General features: G+C 61.9%; 20 protein-coding genes and 1 pseudogene. 14 read left to right on the forward strand and 7 right to left on the reverse strand.

Annotated elements, in window-relative coordinates; translation table 11 throughout:
• Nucleotides 1–36: 36 nt before the first annotated feature.
• Nucleotides 37–2,631 carry an efflux RND transporter permease subunit gene (locus tag DV733_RS09030; RefSeq protein ID WP_136342316.1) on the reverse strand — a complete coding sequence of 865 codons (2,595 nt, stop codon included), beginning with the start codon at nucleotides 2,629–2,631 and terminating at the stop codon, nucleotides 37–39.
• A gap of 224 nt (nucleotides 2,632–2,855) precedes the next feature.
• Between DV733_RS09030 and DV733_RS09035 the strand changes: the two genes are divergently transcribed.
• Complete coding sequence (locus DV733_RS09035; protein WP_049995004.1) at nucleotides 2,856–3,209, forward strand: hypothetical protein; 354 nt, start codon at nucleotides 2,856–2,858, stop codon at nucleotides 3,207–3,209.
• Between the two features lie 101 nt (nucleotides 3,210–3,310).
• On the opposite strand, the gene DV733_RS09040 is transcribed toward DV733_RS09035, so the two are convergent.
• Complete coding sequence (locus DV733_RS09040) at nucleotides 3,311–4,663, reverse strand: FAD-dependent oxidoreductase (protein WP_049995003.1); 1,353 nt, start codon at nucleotides 4,661–4,663, stop codon at nucleotides 3,311–3,313.
• A gap of 153 nt (nucleotides 4,664–4,816) precedes the next feature.
• On the opposite strand from DV733_RS09040, the gene DV733_RS09045 reads away from it, so the two are divergent.
• Nucleotides 4,817–5,437 (forward strand): glycosyltransferase family 2 protein, encoded by a 621-nt coding sequence (locus DV733_RS09045; protein WP_049995002.1) that lies wholly within the window; start codon nucleotides 4,817–4,819, stop codon nucleotides 5,435–5,437.
• Nucleotides 5,438–5,707: 270 nt separating this feature from the next.
• Complete coding sequence (locus tag DV733_RS09050) at nucleotides 5,708–5,929, forward strand: hypothetical protein (protein WP_049995001.1); 222 nt, start codon at nucleotides 5,708–5,710, stop codon at nucleotides 5,927–5,929.
• A gap of 16 nt (nucleotides 5,930–5,945) precedes the next feature.
• Here the strand turns inward: DV733_RS09050 and tsaA are convergent, their stop codons facing one another.
• On the reverse strand, nucleotides 5,946–6,437 hold the full coding sequence (tsaA, locus tag DV733_RS09055) for a tRNA (N6-threonylcarbamoyladenosine(37)-N6)-methyltransferase TrmO (protein WP_049995000.1): 492 nt from the start codon (nucleotides 6,435–6,437) through the stop codon (nucleotides 5,946–5,948).
• Between the two features lie 146 nt (nucleotides 6,438–6,583).
• On the opposite strand from tsaA, the gene DV733_RS09060 reads away from it, so the two are divergent.
• Together DV733_RS09060 and DV733_RS09065 are read left to right on the forward strand one after the other, a co-directional pair.
• Nucleotides 6,584–7,420, forward strand: a complete 837-nt coding sequence (locus DV733_RS09060) for a ZIP family metal transporter (protein ID WP_154019538.1) — start codon at nucleotides 6,584–6,586, stop codon at nucleotides 7,418–7,420.
• Nucleotides 7,421–7,617: 197 nt separating this feature from the next.
• A complete protein-coding gene (locus tag DV733_RS09065) occupies nucleotides 7,618–7,839 on the forward strand; it encodes a hypothetical protein (protein WP_049994998.1) in 222 nt (73 codons plus the stop codon).
• A 100-nt stretch (nucleotides 7,840–7,939) separates the two neighbouring features.
• Here DV733_RS09065 and DV733_RS09070 read toward each other — a convergent pair whose 3' ends face one another.
• Together DV733_RS09070 and DV733_RS17530 are read right to left on the reverse strand one after the other, a co-directional pair.
• Nucleotides 7,940–8,392: a metal-dependent transcriptional regulator gene (locus DV733_RS09070; RefSeq protein ID WP_049994997.1), complete on the reverse strand. Its 453-nt coding sequence runs from the start codon at nucleotides 8,390–8,392 to the stop codon at nucleotides 7,940–7,942.
• Nucleotides 8,393–8,396: 4 nt separating this feature from the next.
• Nucleotides 8,397–8,867 carry a hypothetical protein gene (locus DV733_RS17530; protein ID WP_202594306.1) on the reverse strand — a complete coding sequence of 157 codons (471 nt, stop codon included), beginning with the start codon at nucleotides 8,865–8,867 and terminating at the stop codon, nucleotides 8,397–8,399.
• A 337-nt stretch (nucleotides 8,868–9,204) separates the two neighbouring features.
• Between DV733_RS17530 and DV733_RS09080 the strand changes: the two genes are divergently transcribed.
• Nucleotides 9,205–10,461, forward strand: coding sequence for an MBL fold metallo-hydrolase (locus tag DV733_RS09080; RefSeq protein ID WP_049994996.1), 1,257 nt, complete (start codon nucleotides 9,205–9,207; stop codon nucleotides 10,459–10,461).
• A gap of 339 nt (nucleotides 10,462–10,800) precedes the next feature.
• Here DV733_RS09080 and DV733_RS09085 read toward each other — a convergent pair whose 3' ends face one another.
• Nucleotides 10,801–11,958, reverse strand: coding sequence for a transposase (locus DV733_RS09085; protein ID WP_237560529.1), 1,158 nt, complete (start codon nucleotides 11,956–11,958; stop codon nucleotides 10,801–10,803).
• A gap of 446 nt (nucleotides 11,959–12,404) precedes the next feature.
• Between DV733_RS09085 and DV733_RS09090 the strand changes: the two genes are divergently transcribed.
• From DV733_RS09090 to DV733_RS09110, 5 genes are all read left to right on the forward strand, one after another.
• Entirely contained in the window at nucleotides 12,405–13,967 is a 1,563-nt protein-coding gene (locus tag DV733_RS09090) for an FtsK/SpoIIIE domain-containing protein (RefSeq protein ID WP_049994995.1), read from the forward strand.
• Nucleotides 13,968–14,046: 79 nt separating this feature from the next.
• A complete protein-coding gene (locus DV733_RS09095) occupies nucleotides 14,047–14,643 on the forward strand; it encodes a helix-turn-helix domain-containing protein (RefSeq protein ID WP_049994994.1) in 597 nt (198 codons plus the stop codon).
• Nucleotides 14,640–15,224: a hypothetical protein gene (locus DV733_RS09100; protein WP_237560528.1), complete on the forward strand. Its 585-nt coding sequence runs from the start codon at nucleotides 14,640–14,642 to the stop codon at nucleotides 15,222–15,224. The genes DV733_RS09095 and DV733_RS09100 overlap by 4 nt, the downstream gene beginning before the upstream one ends.
• Nucleotides 15,225–15,411: 187 nt before the next feature.
• A complete protein-coding gene (locus tag DV733_RS09105) occupies nucleotides 15,412–15,999 on the forward strand; it encodes a DUF7437 domain-containing protein (protein WP_049994993.1) in 588 nt (195 codons plus the stop codon).
• A gap of 6 nt (nucleotides 16,000–16,005) precedes the next feature.
• Nucleotides 16,006–16,539, forward strand: coding sequence for a hypothetical protein (locus tag DV733_RS09110; RefSeq protein WP_049994992.1), 534 nt, complete (start codon nucleotides 16,006–16,008; stop codon nucleotides 16,537–16,539).
• A 159-nt stretch (nucleotides 16,540–16,698) separates the two neighbouring features.
• On the opposite strand, the gene DV733_RS09115 is transcribed toward DV733_RS09110, so the two are convergent.
• A complete protein-coding gene (locus DV733_RS09115; RefSeq protein ID WP_049994991.1) occupies nucleotides 16,699–17,538 on the reverse strand; it encodes a DNA-binding protein in 840 nt (279 codons plus the stop codon).
• Between the two features lie 724 nt (nucleotides 17,539–18,262).
• Between DV733_RS09115 and DV733_RS09120 the strand changes: the two genes are divergently transcribed.
• The 3 genes and pseudogenes from DV733_RS09120 to DV733_RS17680 all read left to right on the forward strand — a co-directional run.
• Complete coding sequence (locus tag DV733_RS09120) at nucleotides 18,263–19,231, forward strand: hypothetical protein (RefSeq protein WP_049994990.1); 969 nt, start codon at nucleotides 18,263–18,265, stop codon at nucleotides 19,229–19,231.
• A 262-nt stretch (nucleotides 19,232–19,493) separates the two neighbouring features.
• Nucleotides 19,494–19,838 (forward strand): hypothetical protein, encoded by a 345-nt coding sequence (locus DV733_RS09125; protein ID WP_049994989.1) that lies wholly within the window; start codon nucleotides 19,494–19,496, stop codon nucleotides 19,836–19,838.
• A 596-nt stretch (nucleotides 19,839–20,434) separates the two neighbouring features.
• Nucleotides 20,435–20,602, forward strand: a pseudogene (locus tag DV733_RS17680) (MBL fold metallo-hydrolase); the annotation flags it as partial.
• Between the last annotated feature and the right edge of the window lie 8 nt (nucleotides 20,603–20,610).

Here is a 20,610-nt window from a genome sequence, read left to right on the forward strand (position 1 = left end):
CTCTTCCCCTTCCCTTTTCGCCGGCACTGCAGTCGATCAGTCGTCTCCACCGGTAGTCGTCGTATCGAGGCCGGTCCGGGGCGACTGCTCGAAGTCAACGTCGCCCGGTCCGAAGACCCTGGTCCAGACGACCAGCAGGCTCGGGAGCACCAGTACCGTGCTCAGGAAGGCGTACACCAGCGCGAGCGCGACCAGCAGGCCGAACTGCGCGAGCTGTGGCATCGTCGCGAGCCCCAGCGTCGCGAACGCCGCGACCGTGGTGACGAATCCACCGAACAGCGCGCCGCCGGTCCCGGCCATCGTGGCGAACAGCGCCGGCCAGACGCCGGACTGGCGGTCCAACTCCTGTTTGTAGCGCTCGCTGAAGTGGATGCTGTAGTCGACGCCGAGCCCGACCGTCAGCGAGGCGATCACACTGGTCAACAGGGTCAGCTCTTCGCCGAGCACCCAGAGCGTGCCGAAGAACCACGCGACGCCGAACGTCACCGGGAGCAGCGTCACGAATCCCAGACTCGCACTGCCCTCGGTGAGACGGTAGCCGACGATCAGGAGGACGTTGACGGCCACGAGCGTCACCAGCAGCGTGACGATGACGTTCTCGATCAGCGACCCGAGCGTCATCGAGAGGATGACGGCGTCGCCGGTCGGAACGGCCGTAATAGCTCCGTCGCCGGTTTCGAGGTCGGCCGCGAGCCCGCGGAGTGCGGCCGAGACGGCGTCGTCGCCAGCGGTCGGGACTGGATCGGCGATCACCAGCGCCGAGACGTACTCCCCATCGACTGTGCGTTCGAGGACGGTTCCTGCCAGTTCGGGCGCGGCGGCGAACAGCGCGTCGTACAGCGCGCCGACGTCACGGTCGGGGACGCCGTTGCCGTCGGTGTCGGCCGCGGCGAGGGCGGTGGCGAAGTCGGGATCGGCCCCGGCGACCCGTTGCATGGCCGACAGCGGCGAGACGAGCGTCGAACCCTCGGCCGTGGCGATGAACACGTCGCGGTCCGCGCCGGCGTCGGCCGCAGCCATCCGTTCGAGCGCGCGGTCGTCGGTGATCGACCCGCGCAGGAGCACGTATCCGGCGGTCGCGTCGCTCTGGCGGAAGTTCGTCTCGACGTAGGTCAGCTTCTCCTTGGCCGTGTAGTCGCCGGGTTTGAACGGCTCCGGGAGCGCGTCCATCCAGCCCGGCGGGTCGTCGGCCAGGAACTCCTGGTCGGCGCTGGCATCGAGCTGGACGGCCCCGTAGGCCGCACCAGCCGAGACCACGAGCGCGAGCGCGAGGACGACCACGGGCGCGCGCCGGGCGGCGGTCGCGCCGGTCCCGAGCACGCCGCTGAACCGGCCGCCGCCGGCCCCGAACGCCTGCCTGGGTCTGTCGCGGCCAAGCCGGGCGAGTAGCCCGTCGATCTCGATCTTCAGCGCGGGAACGAGCGTCGTGAACACGAGCAACGCGGCCGCGAGCCCGAGCGTGGTCGCGACACCGAACGCCCGGATCTCCGCGAGGTCGCTGGTGAGATTCGAGAGAAAGCCCAGCCCGGCGGTCAAGGTGACCCACAGCAGGGCGGCCCCGACCCCGACCAGCGAGCGCCGCATCGCGAGCCGGCTGGCCTCCCCGCGGCTGCGCTCCTCGCGGTGGCGCATGAAGGTGTGGATGGCGTAGTCGACGGAGATCCCGATCAGCAGCACGGGAACGCCGAGCGTGATGATGTCGTAGCCCGGAATCCCGAACCAGCCCATCAGGCCGAACAGCCAGACCAGCACCAGTACGGTTCCAAGCAGCGCCAGCGCGATGTCGGCCAGTTTGCGGTAGGCGACGACCAGCGCGACGACGATCAATCCCAGCGCCAGGGGAATGACCAGCGTCAGGCTGTCGGACATGGCGACGGCGTCCTCCTCGAGCAACGTCGTGAAGGTCGCGAGGAAGTACTCCGTGCTGGCCTGCTCGGCGGCGAGGTCGGCGATTGCTCGCTCACTGTCGAAGACTGCGGGCGAGAAGTCCTCGCCGAGTTCCGTCCCGCTGACGTCACGCGAGACGAGCGTCGCCCGCGCCTCGGCCGTCGCGTCGCCGGGCTCGAAGTCGACGGGGAGGAGCCGGAGCGTCGCTCCGGCGGCCGGCGCGTCGGGAGCGCCGGTCAGCACGCTCGCGACGACCGAGGCGACTTCGGCGTCGGTCATTCCCGCTAACTGCGCGATCTGTTCGTCCAGCGTGACGCCGGCGACCTGGGCGTGCAGCGTCGGCTCCGTCCTGCCCATGGCGGCAGTTGCGACGACGTTCTCGACGCCGACGATGGGCGTCCGGTCGGTCACCAGCGGGGCCGTCACGGTCGCGTCTGCGTACAGCGCCTGCTGGAAGTACAGCCCGTCCAGCAACGCGGCCTTGCTCAGCGCCGAGCCCGACTCGTGATCGCGGGCGAACAGCTGGATGGTCGAGACGCCCTCGTCGCTACTGTAGGCGTCCTGGACGTACTCGATCGCGGCCAGCTCTTCGGAGTCGTCGATAAACTCCGAAGCGTCCTGCGGTGGGGCCGCTGGAATAGCCGACGCGCCGCTGGCGACGACGACGGTCAGGACGAGCATCGCGACGATCACCAGCCGCGAGTGACCGGTGACCAGCTCCGAGAACCGTTCGAGGGGGTTCACGACCACCCTCCGATCGAGAACGTCGAGCGGGCGATACCGTCACCGGTGACCTCACCAGTCGTGACGTGTCGATCTGTCTCCCCACGGTACATGCGGAACGAGACGCTCGCGAAGTATTTATAGACGTATTGATACTATCTGGTCTGTGTCGGCGTCGCACGGGTCCCGGCGACCGGCGGGTCGTGTCACTACTGGTATTTCTTCCTTGCCGGCGTAGGGGGAGCATGAACGCACAGACCCGCTCAGACCGACAGCTCCCGAACACCGGTCCCTTCGATCGGCTGTACGATCGGGCTGCCGAGACGTTGCTCGGTCGCCAGGGGCTACTGGAGGGGGTGCTCGCGCGGTTGTGTACCGACCCCGTCGCCAACCTCCCGACGGTGACCGTCGAGACGATCGGGATGGCTCTACGGACGAGCGACCTGAAGGCCGACTTTCCCGGCTCGGACAGCGCCGACTCGCTCGCGGCGTTCGAGGTCCGGTCCTCGTCGTCAGTGCGGGACTCGACCCGTTGTTCCCGACCGAGGCGATCAGCGAACGGGTGGACGTCCGGCTTCCGAGGCTCGAACGCCACGTGAGTCTATCCGAGGAACGGCACTTCCTGTCGAGGGCCGGCCAGCAACGGGTCCGCGAGGAGGTGCGGCCCTTCCTCGCCGCACACATCAAATAGTGCCGCGGCTCAGCCCAGTTTCCCGCCGAGCACTTTCGCGGCCGTCAACACGGGGTCCCACGTCGGACTGAACGGTGGCGCGTAGGCCAGATCCAGGTACTCGACCTCTTCGACGGTCAGTCCGGCGTGCAGAGCGGTCGCGACGGTGTCGATCCGTTTGGCGACGCCTTCCTCGCCGACGATCGTCGCGCCGAGCAAGCGGCCGGTCTCGCGGTCGCCGACCATCGTGATCTCCAGGTCGGTCCCCCCTGGGTAGTAGTGCGCACGCGAGGGTGCGGTGATCGACACCGAGACGGGATCGAAGCCGGCCTCGCTGGCTTCGCCTTCGTCGGTGAGCCCGGTCCGGGCGGCCGCCAGATCGAACGCCTTCAGGACGGCCGTCCCTGCGACGTCGCCGACCCGGGTTCGATCGCCGGCGACGGTCTGGCCGATCGCCCGGCCCGCACGGTTTGCGGTCAGTGCCAGCGGGACGTGCGTCGGCTCGCCCGTCACGACGTGGTCCATCTCGGCGACGTCACCCGCGGCGTAGACGTCCGGGGCGCTGGTCCGGCCGTACTCGTCGGTCGCGACCGCGCCCGTCGCCCCCAGTTCGATCCCGGCGGCCTCGGCGAGTTCGACGTTCGGGACGACACCGGCCCCGACGAGGACGGCGTCGACGGGAACTGACTCTTCGGCGGTCTCGACGGCCTGGACCCGTTCGTCGCCGGCCAGCCGCTGTACCTGCGTGTCGAGGTGGAGGTCGACGCCCTGCTCGCGGAGTTCCTCGGCGACGGCCTCGCCGACGGCTCCGCCGAACGTCGGAAGCACCTGCGGGAGCATCTCGAACAGCGACACGTCGAGATCGTGGGCCCGGAAGGCCTCGGCCATCTCGATGCCGACGTACCCGCCGCCGATCACCGCGACGCGTTCGAGGTCCGGTTCGGACTCGACGAACGCTCTGATCTCCCGGCCGGCCGCCATGCTGTGCAGGGTGAACACGCCGCCGCGGTCGAGACCGTCGATCGGCGGTTCGAGCGCCCGCGCGCCGGTCGCGATCAGGAGGTGGTCGTAGGACTGCTCGTAGGTCTCGGTCTCGGTCTCGACGGTTACCTGTCGGGTCTCGGTGTCGATCGCCGTCGCCTCGTGGCCCGTCCGGAGGTCGATGTCCCGCTCCTGGACGAACGACTCCGGCGGCACTGCGACGAGATCCTCGAGATCGGACACCTCTCCCTTGACGTAGTAGGGGAGACCACATGCGCCGTAGGAGACCCACTCTCCCCGTTCGAGGACGACGACGTCCAGGTCGGGATCGTCGCGCTTTGCTTTGCTCGCCGCGCTCATCCCCGCCGCGTCACCGCCCACGATCAGGAACGTCTCCGTCATACCTCGTACTTGCGTAGCGAGACGGTAAAGAATTGCGAAAATTGTACAATTCTAATATAGCCACAAGATAACATAGAACGTCAATATAAGTTTGGAACAGTTTTTCGAGGATATTACGAAATCTATAATGCGTGCACAGCACACTACTATAGCATGGACAGTGTCACGGTCGTCGTGCCGGCGTACGAGGAGGCGGGCCGTATCGGCCGTGTAGTCAGCGAATTAGTCGATCAGTATCGCGTTCTGGTCGTCGACGACGGCTCGACAGACGAGACGGCGGCCGAGGCCCGCGCGGCCGGGGCGACGGTCGTCGAACAGCCGACGAACGAGGGATACATCCCGGCCCTGAAGCGTGGATTTCGAGCCGCCGAGACACCGATCGTCGTGACGTACGACGCCGACGGTGAGCACCGCCCCGGCGACGTTGCACGGCTCGCCGGGGCGATCGAGTCACACGACCTGGATCTGGTGCTCGGCGCGCGCTCGACGATCCCCCGGCCATCGGAACGGCTGCTCAATCGACTGACACAGACGGAGGTCGACGTCACTGACTCCGGGACGGGCTTTCGAGCGATCCGACGGGACCTCGCGGTCGACCTCGAACTGGACACGGTCTGTACCTGCGGGACGCTCGTGCTCGAAGCCGCTGGGAAGGGCGCCCGGATCGGAGAGGTTCCGATCGAAACTCGCGACATCGAGAAGCCTCGGGGAATCGCCTGGGGCCACGCTCGACAGCTGTGGCACGTGATGGGACACCTGTGGCGGGCTCGATGATACCGTCTACGCGATCGCGTCAGTCACAGGACTGACAGACTGCATGCCGGCGGTACACTGTCGGCTCTTCGAGTTCTCGATCGCACTTCTGGCAGTGCTGGTACGCGTTGACCTGCATACCTCGAAGATACGGCCTGGGACGTATACCTCTTGCAGAACGGGCGATTTCTGCCTGTTTTTAGGCCAACCAAAACCATGTCCCACTCTTCGCACGATCCTGAAACCATGGAAACCCTTTTTCGCTCTGCAGGCGAACTTTTAGGTCGGATCATGGATGCCGAAGACCTGCGTACACAACTCGAACAGAACGGCGAACTGATGACGGCGGTCTCGGAGTTCGACCAGCCGATCGAACTGCATCTGCACGACACCGAGATCACCGACGAGACTGTCACGCTGCAGTTGACCGACGGTGTGCTCACGTTCGACGTCGACGAGATCGTCGGCACCTGGCAACACACCCACTCACTTGCGGACCTCGGCCTGGAATAACTCCGATAAATCGGTCTCAGAGAAATCGACTGTCGGCACGAGTACGGCCGGTTCCGTCGTCACTGTCGGCGATCCAGCCACTCTCTGTGTTTTGGGGGATATCGAACTCGGGAACGAACGGTTTGACGTCGAGTAGGGGCGTCCCGTCGACGACGTCGATCCCGCTGACGGTGAGTTCGGTTCCGTCGATCGATTCGATCGCCACTACCGAGAGGCCGATGTTGTTCGGTCGTTTCGGGGCTCGCGTCGCGAACAGTCCTCGCTCGCTCTCGTCGAGAAACGGCGTGACCGTCGGCGAGTGATCGCCGTCACTGCCGTGGAAGTGATAGAGCAGAATACAGTGGGAGAACCCGTCGAGATCGGACAGTGCAAGTTCGAACTCGGCGTCGAATGCGACGACTCCGGTCGCGTCCCCGGCGACTGTCGGCTGGATCGGCATTCCCTCGGCGGTTTCGAAGTCGGTGTGTATCGTCCCGATCGGCGTGTACTCCACTGGCGTGTCGCTCATGAGCGACCTTGTTCGCCGGTGGGTATGAAGGGCCCGCTTCCACAGAGCATGCCGGGGCGTGTTGTGTGTCGCGACGGGGCGTCGAGCGAAAGTAGTATTGTATAGAAGGCCCAATATAGTAATGGATGCATGCCGCAATCGAACGAGTGACCGAGCACAGACACCGGACGGCGACGGCCGCGAGTCTCGTCGCTCTCGTGGCGTTCGTGGGCGTCGTGGCACTCGGCGTCGCCACCGGGCGAACGAAACTCACGGGGATCGTGGTGTTCGGCTTCGCGGCGATGCTGGGTGGTGTCGCGATCAGCCACTGGGGCGACTTTCACACCCCGCGACAGCAGGTGTGGGCGTACGGACTCGCCAGCGGAGCCATGCTCGCGAGCGCGGCCGCGCTACTGGCGCCGAAAGCGATCACCCAACACCCCGAATACGGCGGGTTCGCGATCGCACTCGGCTATCTGCTGGGGTACGCTGGCCACGAACTGGGCCACCTTCTGACCCACTACGACCTGCCGTTGAACGCCCCGGCGTCCGAGTTGACGCTGCACGCCCTCGCCGCGGGGTCGATCATGGGCGTCGTCTACGGCTCGTTGCCGTCGCTGACGCCCCTGTTCGGGTACGGCATCGTCGCCCACAAGTTCCCGGCCGGTTTCACCGGTAGCGAGACCGTCGAGCAGTCCGGACTCCCGACGATCGTGATGGTGATCCCGGCGGTCGCGGTCGCGCTCACGGCGATCCCCCTCTCGATACTGGCGCCCGACTTCTCGACCGTGGGCAAGGCGGCGTTCTTCGGGATCTCGACGGGCGTGTTCGCCCACGTCGCGATCGACATGCTTCCGGAGTGTACCCACGGGGATGCCGGATCCGGCCACGGTGCCGTCCGGTGTTCCCGCGACGCCGACCGCCTCCGTCAGTACGCCGTCCTCAGCACGGTCCTCGGCGCGGGCGCTATCTTCGCGCTCTGGCAACTGCTCGCTGTCGCGTGATCGCGCCGGCTTCCGCGATGACAGCCTGACTCGTAGTGGTCGCACTCGACTGTTTCACTGTCGACGTCTTCCTCGACCGTCCGGTTTCTCTCCCACCGGCAAATCCGAAATCTGAAAAGATTTGTTTGTATATCGGTAATCTAGATTTCTACTTAATCAAAATACTTTAGTAACTCCCCACAATATTACGAATTGCAATGGACGCCACAGACTTGCGAGCGGAACTCGAACAGAACGGCGAACTGATGGCGGCGGTCTCGGAGTTCGAGCAGCCGATCGAGCTGCACCTGCACGACACCGAGATCACCGACGAGACCGTGACGCTGCAGTTGACCGACGGTGTGCTCACGTTCGACGTCGACGAGATCGTCGGCACCTGGCAGCACACCCACTCGCTGGCCGATCTCGGTCTGGAGTAACGCCCGCGACCCGGCCGCCACGGTAGCGTTCACATATCGACGGCGCAGGCCGGAATCGCGGTGATTTCTGTCGATCTTCACGAACGTACAGCCGGCAGTATCAGCCCGCGAGCGCGTCGCAGTCCGCGGCGGTCGTCGCCTCACACCGGCCTCGACAGGGCTGATCGACCCGTTCCGACAGCGCGTGCACTTCCGCCTCCGAGAGCGTGAACCCGATTCGATACGCGCGGTCGTCGTCCAGCGTGACGCCCGCCGCCGTCTCGAAGAACTCCCGCACTGCACACCGCCGCCAGAGGATCTCGCGGGCGACGGCCTCACCGCGCTCGGTCAGGGCCGCCCCGCCGTAGCGCTCGTACTCGACCAGTCCGTCGTCGTCGAACGTTTCGATCATCTCGGTGACGCTGGCACCGCTGACGTTCAGGTACGTCGCGAGGTCGCCGTTACTGATCGGCTCGCAGTCGAGCAGTGACAGGTACAGCAGGCCACAGAGATATCGGCCCTCGCCCGGGCTGACCGGCACGTCTGCCGCTTTCGCGCCATCACTCTCGACCATCGTCTCACTCGCTCCCGACGCGCCAGTAGACGACGGTTCGGCCGGTCTTGCGCCGCCTGCAGTCGCCTTCACCGACGAGGGCGTTGAGCTTCTGGCGGGCCGATTCGGTCGTGATACCCAGCACGTCCGAGACGTCGGTCGTCGTCACGACCGGACCCTCGACCGCGTCGAACACCGATCGCACGTCGTCGAGACCGATGGTCTGGGCGTACTGCCCGTCGTCGTCGCGCGTCCGCTCGCGCCGACGGCCCCGGCGACGCCGCCCGTCGCAGTCCCTGCCCCGACACCCCTTCTCGCCGCCGGACCCTCCCTCGGCAGTGTGACCACGCCCACGTCCCTCGCCCCGCCGTTTGCCCGCGTCGCCCCGACGACCGCCCCCGTCGTCACATCCGCCATCGCCGTCCCGGGCTCGCTTGCCGCGGATTCCTTCGCCGCCGTGTCGACGCTCACTGGTCTGTCCGTGTTCGTGTGCCATCCCCTGTTCGTTCGTGACCGCCGTACGTAATCCTTTTGCTAGTACCAAATTGGTGTCGGGGCGTCGACGGTCGCGTCCGCCGAGACACACCGTGGCCGGTACGCTCGTAGTCCTCGCCGAAGGCGTCTCGAGCTCGCGGCGGGCGTCGTGGCCGGTGCAGTGGGTCGACGCACTCGTCGAGTCAGTCGACTCCCGCCGCGAGTTCGGCACCCCCCGGTCGACTGGAGGTGTGTCCCACCGACGACGGTGTGGACTGTGTCCGCTAGCGCGTCCGCAGCGTGGTCGATTTCCCCCTGGATCGACGGATGAAAACCGCTCGGGCTCAGAGACGGTGATAATGGATCTCCAGTTCCTCGGCGGCGCGGGCGAGGTCGGCCGCAGTGCCATCCTCGTCAACGACTCGCTGTTGCTGGACTACGGCCTGAAAAACGACACCCCCACGCAGTATCCCGTCGGCGACGTCTCTCCCGACGCGGTCGTGGTTTCACACGGCCACCTCGACCACGCCGGCGCGGTTCCCGCACTCCTCTCCGGCAGCGACCGCCCCGAGATTCACTGGACACCGCCGACCCGGGACCTCGCGCGAACGCTCGCCCGGGACACGCTCAAACTCCACGGCGGGACGATGCAGTGTCCGTTCACCCAGGAAGACCTGAATCGCGTGGGCGAGGTCTCGGTGACCCACGGCTACGGTGAGTCTTTCGAGGCGGCTGGACACGAGGTCGCGTTCTACGACGCCGGCCACATCCCCGGGAGTGCGCACGTTCTCGTTGATGATGGGGAAACGCGCCTGCTCTATACCGGTGACTTTCACACCGATAGCCAGCGACTCGTCGCCGGGACGACAGCCCGCCCCGACGCCGACGTCGTCCTCTGTGAGTCGACCTACAGCGACGTCGAACACGAACCGCGGGACGCCGTCGAGAGTGAGTTCGTCGAGAGCGTCCGGACGACCATCTGGGAGGGCGGCACGGTCGTGGTGCCAGCGTTCGCGATCGGCCGTACGCAGGAACTCATGCTCGTCTGCGCCGCCCACGACATCGACTGTTACGTCGACGGTCTCGGCCAGCAAATCACCCAGATCTTTCGCCAGTATCCCGAGTTCATCCGTGACAGTGACGCGCTCCAGCGTGCGAAGTCCAACGCCCGGTACGTGACTGGCCGCGATGGACAGCGAAAGCGGATCGCCGAACAGAATACGGTGATAATCACGACAGCCGGAATGCTGAGTGGTGGCCCCGTCCAGTCGTACATTCCTGAAATCGCGAATCGGCCGGTGAACAAGATCGCTTTTACTGGCTATCAGGTCGAGGGCACGCCCGGCCGGGAACTCTTAGACACTGGGAGTGCCGAGATCGACGGCCGTCGAATGCCCGTGAGTGCGCAAGTCGAATCCTATGACTTCTCGGCGCATGCTGATCGCGACGGGCTACTGGACTTTTTAGATGACTATCGAAACGCAGAGATTCTCGTCAATCACGGCGATCGGTGTGAAGAATTCGCCGTGGAACTTCAGGAGAAGGGGTACGACGCCACCGCTCCGGAACTGGGCGAGACGTGGCGTCGAAACCTTCGCGACTCGTGGACGTGTTGAGCGAACACGCCCCACCTGCCGTCAAGAGTACTTGTTGGTAACAGCATGATCTGCAGACCCACGTTGGTGGTTCAGAGGTGAACTGCAGTCTATTTCGAGAACCACCAGATAGAGTTGTAGAACGTGAAATATAGCAGCAGTGAACTGCTATGTGGACGGCGTGATATCCTCACTTGCAGGTTTGCAAGTTTCCCCACAGGGGAACTATCGAGGTTCGAGGACGGCGGCTCTGAACGTCATCATACAGGGTTTCTGTCTCGATTCGGAGTGTCCTATGGTGCTATCACGGGCACACCCATCCCGTGGCGAGTCATCGTTCTCAGACACGCGTGTGACTGATCAGCAATCGCCTGTCCGGCGATGCTGGTCCGGTTTCCAGGGACAACTCTCTCCCCACGGGTCAGCGCGGCGGGCGATGTTCGCCGCCGCGTTGATATCTGCCTGAAAGGTCGTAATGTGACACTCCTCGTTGCGACATTCGAACATCGCCTGTGAAGGTCTAGATCCGAGATGGAAACAGGAGTGACAGATCTGACTCGTATACTCTGGACGGACATACGTGACCGGCATACCCGCATCTACAGCCTTCTGTTCGATACGCCGCTGTAGACGTGCGAATGCCCAACCGTGGAGTCGCCTGTTCATGTACGCCCCATAGTCGATATCGTCTCTCATGTGCGTTAGCTCTTCCATCACAATCAACGGGTCTTCGAAGTGGCTCGCGTACTCGATAGCCTGCCGTGAGGATTTCTCGATGATGTCTTCGATCGCGTTTGCAAACGACGTATACTGCTCACGCAATCGTTTTCGTGGCGCGTTTCTCCGCTTCAGACGACGGATAGTCGTTTCGCGTTCTTTTCTAAGTCGTTTTGCACGAGATCCGTCCACGAGTAGCGGCTGCGTCGGAATACCGTTGCAAAGTACACATCCTGTCACGAGTGCAGACTCGCCGACATCGAATCCGAGGACCGTTGTCGGATCTGTTTCCGGTGACACTGCTGAGACGTACTTGATATCAACGTGTAGTTCCCACCTGTCCTGTCGCTGGAGTAATCGCAATTCACCAGCGCTCTTCGGATCCTCACACAGTGACTCCCAGTGCTCGTACTGTGTGGGGTTGATCTGCAACGGTATCCAGAATGCATTGCCTCGCCCGGCTTGTGGAACGCGCCAACAGAACTCGTGGGTTCGGTCGGACGAGCGGTCAAACGTCGCAGCACGGTTGACGAAGCGGACGGGATGATTCTCGTTGAGTTCCTGTGCTTTCGTTCCTCTGTAGAGTGTTGGGACGAAGCTTTTGAGCGCGTCTTTCGCTTGATAGGGCAACTCGTACGGAGTTACGATATCGTTGACAGCGCTCATCGTCGTCGCATTGTGCTCGAAAGCCTCGTGAAGCGCTTCGCGATACGTATCGCGAAGCGCTTCGATTTTTCGCTGCTTGTGAGCAGTCGGTTCGACGAATCTTGCAACTACTGTTCGTACGACTAAGTCTGTCATTGGTCTCGATCACTTACGATCTTTTTCTCATCTGGAGTCTATCTCCTGAGGACGGACATTCGATTCCAGTCGGCCACTTGTTTACAGCCGACGCCCGTCGTCGGCTGTCGATATAATCGCCTGTTTGATCCCTTTCAGCCACTGATTGATTCCACCCTCACAATCGACTTATTTATATACTCTTCTGGCGTGGCTCTCTCCAACTAAGGGGTGATTGCTGGGGGTCGGAGGCGTGTGGTCACGTATCCGAAGCGTATCCAGCGACTCGAATGTCAAAGACGAAACCGAAGAACACAGAGCAAGACGCGCCGCCTCATCTTACGGAGAGTGACAGAGAACCGATCGAGGTCCCAGAGAAACCAATACCAGACTCCATCGAAGACCGGCCGTACATCGAGATACGACCCACGGAGACGTCGACTGATCCAGGAGCGATATGCCAGGCGATGGAGTTACTCTGTACGTCGCTGCAAGAGGTGACGAAGACTGGCTGGGGGGCTAAACTCACGGGGAAGACGCAGATACCGCTCGTCGAGTGGCTGCTCGTCGCAGACGGTGACGGAGATTCGGGAATCCGCTATTTTATCGGTTCGACATATTCTGATTTCACCGAAGATCTCGAGACGATCCTCCGGACGGCGTTCCCGCAATCGTACGAGTTTCGCTTCGTTCAGTGGCATCCGCGTCGACTTCTGGCTGAAGTACCGCCAGGACGTGAGCAGTTGGATGAGCGTCCGGACGACCCAGAGCAGCGAGTCGGCCTGCATCACCCGGCAATCACCCCAGAGATGCCATACGTCGCTGGTGTCGAGTACAGGGGGCACACCTCTCGGGGGCCGGACTGGCAGACGCCGCTGACCGCATACGACGCGTTCACCGCACCGCGGTCGGCTCGTCTGGACCGATCGCATCGACAGGAATCCCGTCGCGTTCCGCTGGCGTCGCTCGTCGACGTGATGTGTGAGTCTTCGATTCCGGTCGTCTACCAGGTCGTCTGTCGGCCCTACAGCGACTGGTCGTCGCTCGCGGAGGCGTATCTCCGAGACCTTGAGACGGGTACAGCCTCGTTTACTAGCCGCCTTTGGGACTTCCTTTCGCCCCGTTCTAGAGAGGAGAAACAGGCCTACCAGCCACGACCGCGCGATCAACTGCGCATCGACGCTATCACCCAGCGCGATCCTCGACGGACGTTCTGCGTGTCCGCACGGACGATCGCACTCACGCGTGAAGTACCCGCGCAGGCAGATGCCGTGGCTCGGCGCATGTCGAACGCGCTGGGCCACGTCGGGGGTAAATTTCACGAGATTCGCGGCCACACCGCTACTGACGACGAGTTTTACGCGACGTCACAATCGCCGGGTGTGAAGCTCTTCGAAGACCTCTGTAGTCGGGCGAGCCACCACGTGACCTACCAGTCGCTGGGGAACTACCTTCTTGGGCGGACGCCCCAGAGCCAGGGAATCGTCACGTCACCGGGGGAACTCGCGAGTTTCTGCTGTCTGGATGGTGGGGCACTGACGCCTCGGGGCCAGCGTGCACTCGCCACGCGAACGGCCGAGCGGACGGCTATTACCCTCCCATCACCGGAGCAACTTCGGCGCTATGGTGGGGCGGGGATGGTACTGTGTCTGCCGCTGACCCACGACCGTCAGGTGCTCGGCCAGCCCATCGTCCTTCCGCCCGACGAGCAGGATCGCCACGTGCTCGTCATCGGCAACACTGGCGCGGGCAAGACGATCCTCATCCAGCAGGCGCTATTGAGTAACGTCCAGGCGACCGACGGCCCGGAAATTCTCATCGACTCGAAAGGAGGGGGCACGGCCAGAGAGTATCTACAGGCACACTACGCAGCACACGGGAATCTGGATGACGTCCTCTATTTCGACTGCACGCGCGTCTTGCCCGCGTCCGGCTTTTTCGACATCGGTCCGCTCCTCGAAGCGGGCGTCCCCCAGGAGGAAGCGAGGGCTCGAAAGGTCGTGGCTGCGCGCATAGTCAACAGAACATGACCTCGGGGGCTACAGTCTTGGAATACTCAGCCTCTGTCCCCAACGTTTACTGTTCCGAGTTTCGTAACTCTATACAGCAATGTCTTACGACACAGACCACGTTCGGAATGCAGGGCGACCCTCTGAGCGTATCAGAGGAATTGATGCGTTTACCGACTTGGTGGACAACGCCGCTCTAGCTGGTCTCTATACAAGTATCCGTAGCAAGGGAACCGCAACCGGCCCTGAACTTGTCGACGAGGCGGAGGTTTCGAAGAAGACTGTCTACGACTATCTCGGTAAACTCGTACGTGCAGGACTCATTACGGATGTTGGCGAGGACAGCGGCGCTTCCACGTACGCTGCTGAAGACTTCGAAATGACGCTAACAGTACGAGATGTAGCAGTGTCGATCACGCCCGAACTGGTCGAGGTACTGAGCCATCGGGACGAATATCCCGTCATCGACCGCGTTCTCGAAGAGCATGGACTCCTAACGTTCGCTCTCGCACACGACCTCGTGGTGGATCACCACGAGGGGGACATCACGATTCGCCAGATCAGCGAGCTCACAGGACTCTCTTCCGGTATGACCTACGATCTCGTCGACGCGATCTACACGATTCGGGGGTTCGGCGAAAGCGCATCTAGCCCAGAGACGTACACTCCGGGTGACGTCGACATGACTGAAAAATGAGTGCTGGGAAGCGGGGGCGTCTGTACACAGCCAATATCGTCGATACAGTCATCTTCCGAAGCTTAGGGAAGTACCCGAACCACCATCTCGACAGACTCAAAGACGCCGTCGAGGAATCCCAGACAGAGATTTGGGTGCCAGAGCTGGTCTATGACGAATTGGCAGACCACGGACCCAACGGTACGGTGACGAACCCCTATCTGGATCATGGGATCGAAGACGGATGGATTCGTCTCGTGTCGCCACCCTTCCCTGAAGAGGAGTCAGTCGGAGACGAGCACACTCCCAGATCCGCTTCGAAAGCGTGGCAAGAGGCGAATCACTTCCTCGACCAGCACAGCAAATACCCAACGACGAACAATCACAGAGACAGTGCGATGGTGGCTTCAGCAGTCCATCTTTTCGATCAGAACAAGCGGATTCGGATCATCACGCATACCGCAGACGAATTGCTAGCGAAGGCCTGTACAGTCATCCCACCCGAATTTGGCTACTACGAGGTCTCATCACGATATTACCATCCGCCACGGGATGCGAAGGAAACGTTCCCCACAGTCGACAGCCTCACGTGGGACGAGTGACTCGCCTCTTGGTAGCTCTCTCGGCACCCACTTCCAAAAGAACGAGCCGCTCTGCTACACTCCGTCCTTCTCAGGGAACGAGACCAGCGTATGCACCGAGATAGATCGTGACAGAGTACGATAGTGGGAATTTCTCTCGGAAGGATCCGGCGACAATGTTTTATAGAATCCGCGGAAAGTAAAATACATGTCCGATATCGCTGCTCGGCGCTCACATCCACTCGATGCAATGCTCGCCATCTCTGATGTCGTGACGAACCAGCGGTATGTCCGGATTTACGCCAGGGTACTCGCCCTTGATACGCCAACGGTTGAAGAGCTGTCCGAAGAACTCGACAGTTCGACCACTACCATCTACGAGGACGTGAAACACCTGGTCGAAAGTGGCATCCTCGCACGGGTCACCGACACGCAACCGCACCGCTACCAGGCCCAACAAGTCGATTTACGTGTGCAAGCGGGCGACGAGACCTATCGGATCACACCAGCGCTGTTCGTCGCACTCGCTCGAAGTGAGACGAACGAAAATCTCCAGTTGTATCTCGACCGGCACGGGACAAGCGGGCTCGCAACTGGGCTCGAATATGCCCGTGACTACGTTCAGGGGCGGATGAACGCTCGTCTCATGGCTCGCGAGCAAGAGATCCCTGTGCTTGAAGCCGAGACGATTCTCCAAGAACTGCGCGACGTGCTCATCGAGGTCGATCCTGAACTCGAAGAAAGCCCCAACATCGACGAACTCGACGCGGTAGTTGATGAGCGTCGGCAGGAGTGAGACGGCGTGCCGAATTCGCTGTTCCCCGATGTGGAGGCTCACGTTATCGATACGAACCTGTTCGTCGCTTTCGAGCGACACGACACTGTTGCATTGCTCGAACGAGCTGTCAGAGAACACGATATCGTGCTCCTTCTTCCATCTCGGGTATACGAGGAGTTGACGCCCGAGAACTACCCGTACGGGACACCCCCGGTTGAGGACGCGCTCGAGGCCGGATGGATAGACGTTCTCGACGAGGTTGACTACACGAATCCTGTGGTTTCAGCCACGATGGACATGGTCCGTCGGTACATCGCCGCCGCTGACGACCGCGCTGAACACGACATTGAGCAAGCTGATGCCGAGATAGGTGGATCCACAGCGATGTTGTTAGACCGTGGAGAAGCTGGCTCAGTAGCCGTCTACACACACGATTTGCCCGCCTTCCGAGGAGTTGAGCGAGCGATGACCGAGCACGGCTACGACGATCGTGTCCAACTTGTCAGGGCGTTCGACTTTGTCGACGCTGTCGAAGCCCGATATCAGTTCAGAGGATGACTGCACGTTTCGAATTTCAGGAAGTGTCCAGTGCAATCTCGACAACCCACCCTGCGGGGATACGTGACTGAGTGACACAAAGAAGTGACGTCAGATACCAACGGGTGAAGCCGGTGGGCTTTCGCACTGGTACCGGCTCCAAAAAACGAGAGCCGCCCGTTACTGCCTGTCTTGACCGGGGAAGGAGACCAGCGTCTTCCCCGTGAGCGCAACCGAACACCGGCCCTCGTACCAGTTCTTCGCGACCGCCCGTAGCCGCACTCGCTCGCCCTCACGAACCAGTGGCTGGCCTGATTTGCGCCACGACGTGAACTTGATCCGCCCAGTCTGATCTTCGAGCAACCCCACTTGCCTGATCGCCGCACAACTAGGTTCCCACAACACGCTCACCACACCCTCGATATCCACCTCGTATTCATCCACCTGTTCCACCCTCGAAATCGGGATTACCTGCCCCCCACATTCGGTGAGTTCGTCGTAGACTGCCACGACCGCATCCAGCATCTCCACGCCATCGACCACGCGCTCAGCCAACCGCCGACTGATCGCTCCCCGACTCCACCCACGGAGTTCGCCTGCCAACCGCGCCGCCTGCCTGTTCACCTCGCCCAACTGCACTCGCGACAACTGCACTCTGGGATCGTCGATGTCCGGGTCGGCCCACCGATCCACGCTCGCCGCTCGCTTTCCAATCTCGTGCCGTCGCTTCGCGTTCACGTCTTCGACCACGCTTCGCGTCCGGACTTCTCTGTCTGAGTCTTGCCGTCGATCCCACCGCACTCTCGTCCGTCGAACTTCCCACTCTCTGGCCACCATCCGTTCTTCGTCTTCGAGGCTCATCCCCCGAGAGACCGTTCCTGGTGCGATCCCGTCCACCTTCGCATCGATCTCCTGTGCGACTGAGGGCCGTAGCTCCGGTTCTTCGACTGCCTCGAATTCCTCGACAGACTGCTGTTCATCGTGCGAAACTTCATATCCGATTCGGGTTGTACTCGACATTGGAGTTCAGCTCCGAAGGCGTCACACGACGCCGACCACCCGCGTCACTACCGCGGGTTTTCCTGCGACATCGACAGATACGTCACAGCGCCGCTCGCGCCTTCGTGAGCGCCCCCTGGGGCGCGAGCGGCGCCACAGTCGAAACAACCAGCCACGCGCGCTGGAGTGGCCAGTGCGAGCGGCCAGCGGGAGTAGTCTGCTCGCGTTCCGAGCACCGCAGGCGCGCAGGAACCGACCGACTACCCCGCTGGCACTGACGAAGTGAGCGAGCAGCGGTGTGAGCGCCAGCGAACACCGCGTCTGGCCACGAGAGGCGAGCGGGGCGAGCCATCGAGATCCAGTAAAACACGGCGACTCGGAAACAGACACGTCCACGCTCCTGGTGGATTGAAAGGGCGAAGCGCGCTCGCGCTGAAAGGGAGTCGTTGCGCAGGCGCTATCTGAGCGAGCAGAGTGAGCGAAGATATCCTGCGCAACGGCCGCGAGCGTGGTGAGGGCTTTCCCTGCTTGTTGTCTCCTTCAGAAATTCCTAGCCAGCGTGGTGAGGGCTTTCCTGCGTTGTTGAATACAGCGGTTATGCTGACGCGATCTCCTAGCGAGCGTGGTGAGGGTTTTCTGGAGTTGCTGCTCTCTTCTATCACGACATGCGCTCCGAGTGCTTCTCTGGAATCAAACCGAAACGATAGTGCTCCCATACAGAGATTGAGCGCTACCGACTCACGCCATGCCCCTCGAACCCTACAGTGACTCGTTCACACTCACACAGCAACCTCCTGCCACAGTCAGCGACTCTTCCATACAGTGGCTTACCGACGACGACTATCCGAGAGCGTTCACGACCAACACAGGGAATCGCGTCGTGGTCTGTCTCCCGACGTTCTCCCTCCCAGTGATCGAACGCGGTGCCCCACAGTTCTCGACGCTCACGGCCCGAACCACGACTGATACGACAGCTGACCTCACTACACTCTTCGAGACAGCCCAGTTGCTCCTCGACCCAACGCTCGAACCGCAGACGTTCTTCTACGCCGTTCGCTTCGGGTCGAGACAGATCTACGGGAACACGCCCGGACGCTTTCTCGAAGACCTCGAAGACCTCGAACGCCGACTCGAACACAGTAGCGTCGACACGATTCACTCGAAGATCGCCGATGCGTCGATCGTGGGTGCGGGCTGCTGGCCGACTGATTACGGCTGGCTCGCGTTCGAAGTCACCAGATCTACCCAGGGGTCGTTCACCGTCGAACTCTCTCTGCTCACGACCGGAGCGCTCTTGGATCCGACACCAGTATTCGAGTTCTTCGAAACCTGCTCGCTCGATCCCCCTCGAACGCACACCAGCTGGCCACTTCGTCACCTCCGCTGTCGCGGCCACGCCGAGACACGAATACACCCGATCGAGCCGATCACCACCGAACTCGATTCTGATCCCGAGTATGGCACCACACTCTCTTATCACGGCGCGAATCCGTTGTTCGACTTCGATCTTGCATCAGTCGCTCCATCCTGCTCGGAGGCGGCCCGCTCAGAAATAGTGGCCCCGCTCAGCGCCGTCGCCACGCTCTGTTACGAAACCGATACGACAGGTACGGACAGCTATCGACTCGACCGACTGCTGGCCGTCGAACCTCCTGGGGCTCGAACGTTATTCGTGAGCGCGACGGTCCGTCCAGTCGATGCCCCTATAGCGTGAGGTGTGTGTCGAGACTTTTGGAAAAGAGCACGTAGACAGCGAGCGAGACAGGTATCTCACTCAGTCGAAGAGGTCTTCTCGAGTCGGCGTCTGTTCGTTCCTATCCATGCCCGAGACAGTACGACGGGCTTCATTTGATTGTCAAGCCTCTTCTTGTGATCACTAAGTAGAACTCGACCTCTTGACGGGTGCGTTGCCTGGTTGGTCACTCTGTGGCTGTGGATATGGGTACACGATAGCTGATGCAAACAGTCCCGTCAGGGTGATCGACGAGTATGGTACTGTCGAGGTTCACGAGGAAATCCAGATGCGCATATCCCTGAACGTCGAAGAGACACTTCAGGGTCGAGATGAGGTTCGTGGCGACGTCCGTACACGCGAACGACGGAGCGAACTCCTCGCAGAGCTCAGTGCCCAGGGGGCGTTCACACTCGGATCTATTCCGCTCCCGGTTGGCTCTCTTGAAGAACATGGACTGGATCTTCCGGAAGCACACGTACTCAAGATAAGCCTCGAAGCCACGCCGCCCGCACTTCGGACGATCGCCGAATACTACGCCACGGAAGTCAAGAGAGTCGTCGAAACATTCGGCGATGAAGACTCGTAGGGTATCTGTGAGTCGGGCTGCTCGATACAGAAGCCCCATTCACCATCGAATTCAGCTTTCCCGCACAACCATCCCGAGGGTCCGCAAGAACAGTGTTCTCCGGAGAATTGCGTGGGTGTGTGGAATGGCCAGTGTTGGAGGGGTGCTCTCGCGATAGGAGTCCCAGTGGCCGAGCAGTCTCCAGACGCCCGTTCGAGGCTGATTTCTCACTCTGTTTCGACGTGAAACCGGCCTCACCATCACTCTATAGATCGGTCGATTCTAAAACCGCTATACTGCGGACGTGTGTGTAAAATAGTGTTGCGCTCGACACGAAATGTGGGGGTTCGCTGAACTGGGGTTTCAAACGCGTTATTTGCCCATTCGGGGCTTCTCTATGGTGTCTATAGCCTCGCTCCCGGCTTCGCTCTCCCGATTGTCCCCGACCGAAGGGTCCGACACATCCCCTGTTTTGATTCAGTCAATTGCTCTTTGCGGATCATTCGATGGGTGTTGCCCCCTCTCGGAGTAGTTTGACCGGCATAATGTAACACCGAAACCCATAGACTGCGAAAGGATGTGCAAATTGAGTCGTTTCTACGTCGGAAGTCTGCTCGGGCACGCGCGTCACCGAGATTCTCCGGCAGTATCCCGCGTTCGTTCGGGACGCCGACGCCCTCCAGCGAGCGGTCTCGAACGCCCGTGAGGTCACCGGACGCGACGGCCAGCGACGCCGGATCGCCGACCAGAACACCGTCATCATCACCACTGCGGGGATGCTCACTAATGAAGA

The sequence above is a fragment of the Halapricum salinum genome, assembly GCF_004799665.1.
In the GTDB taxonomy this organism is placed as follows: domain Archaea; phylum Halobacteriota; class Halobacteria; order Halobacteriales; family Haloarculaceae; genus Halapricum; species Halapricum salinum.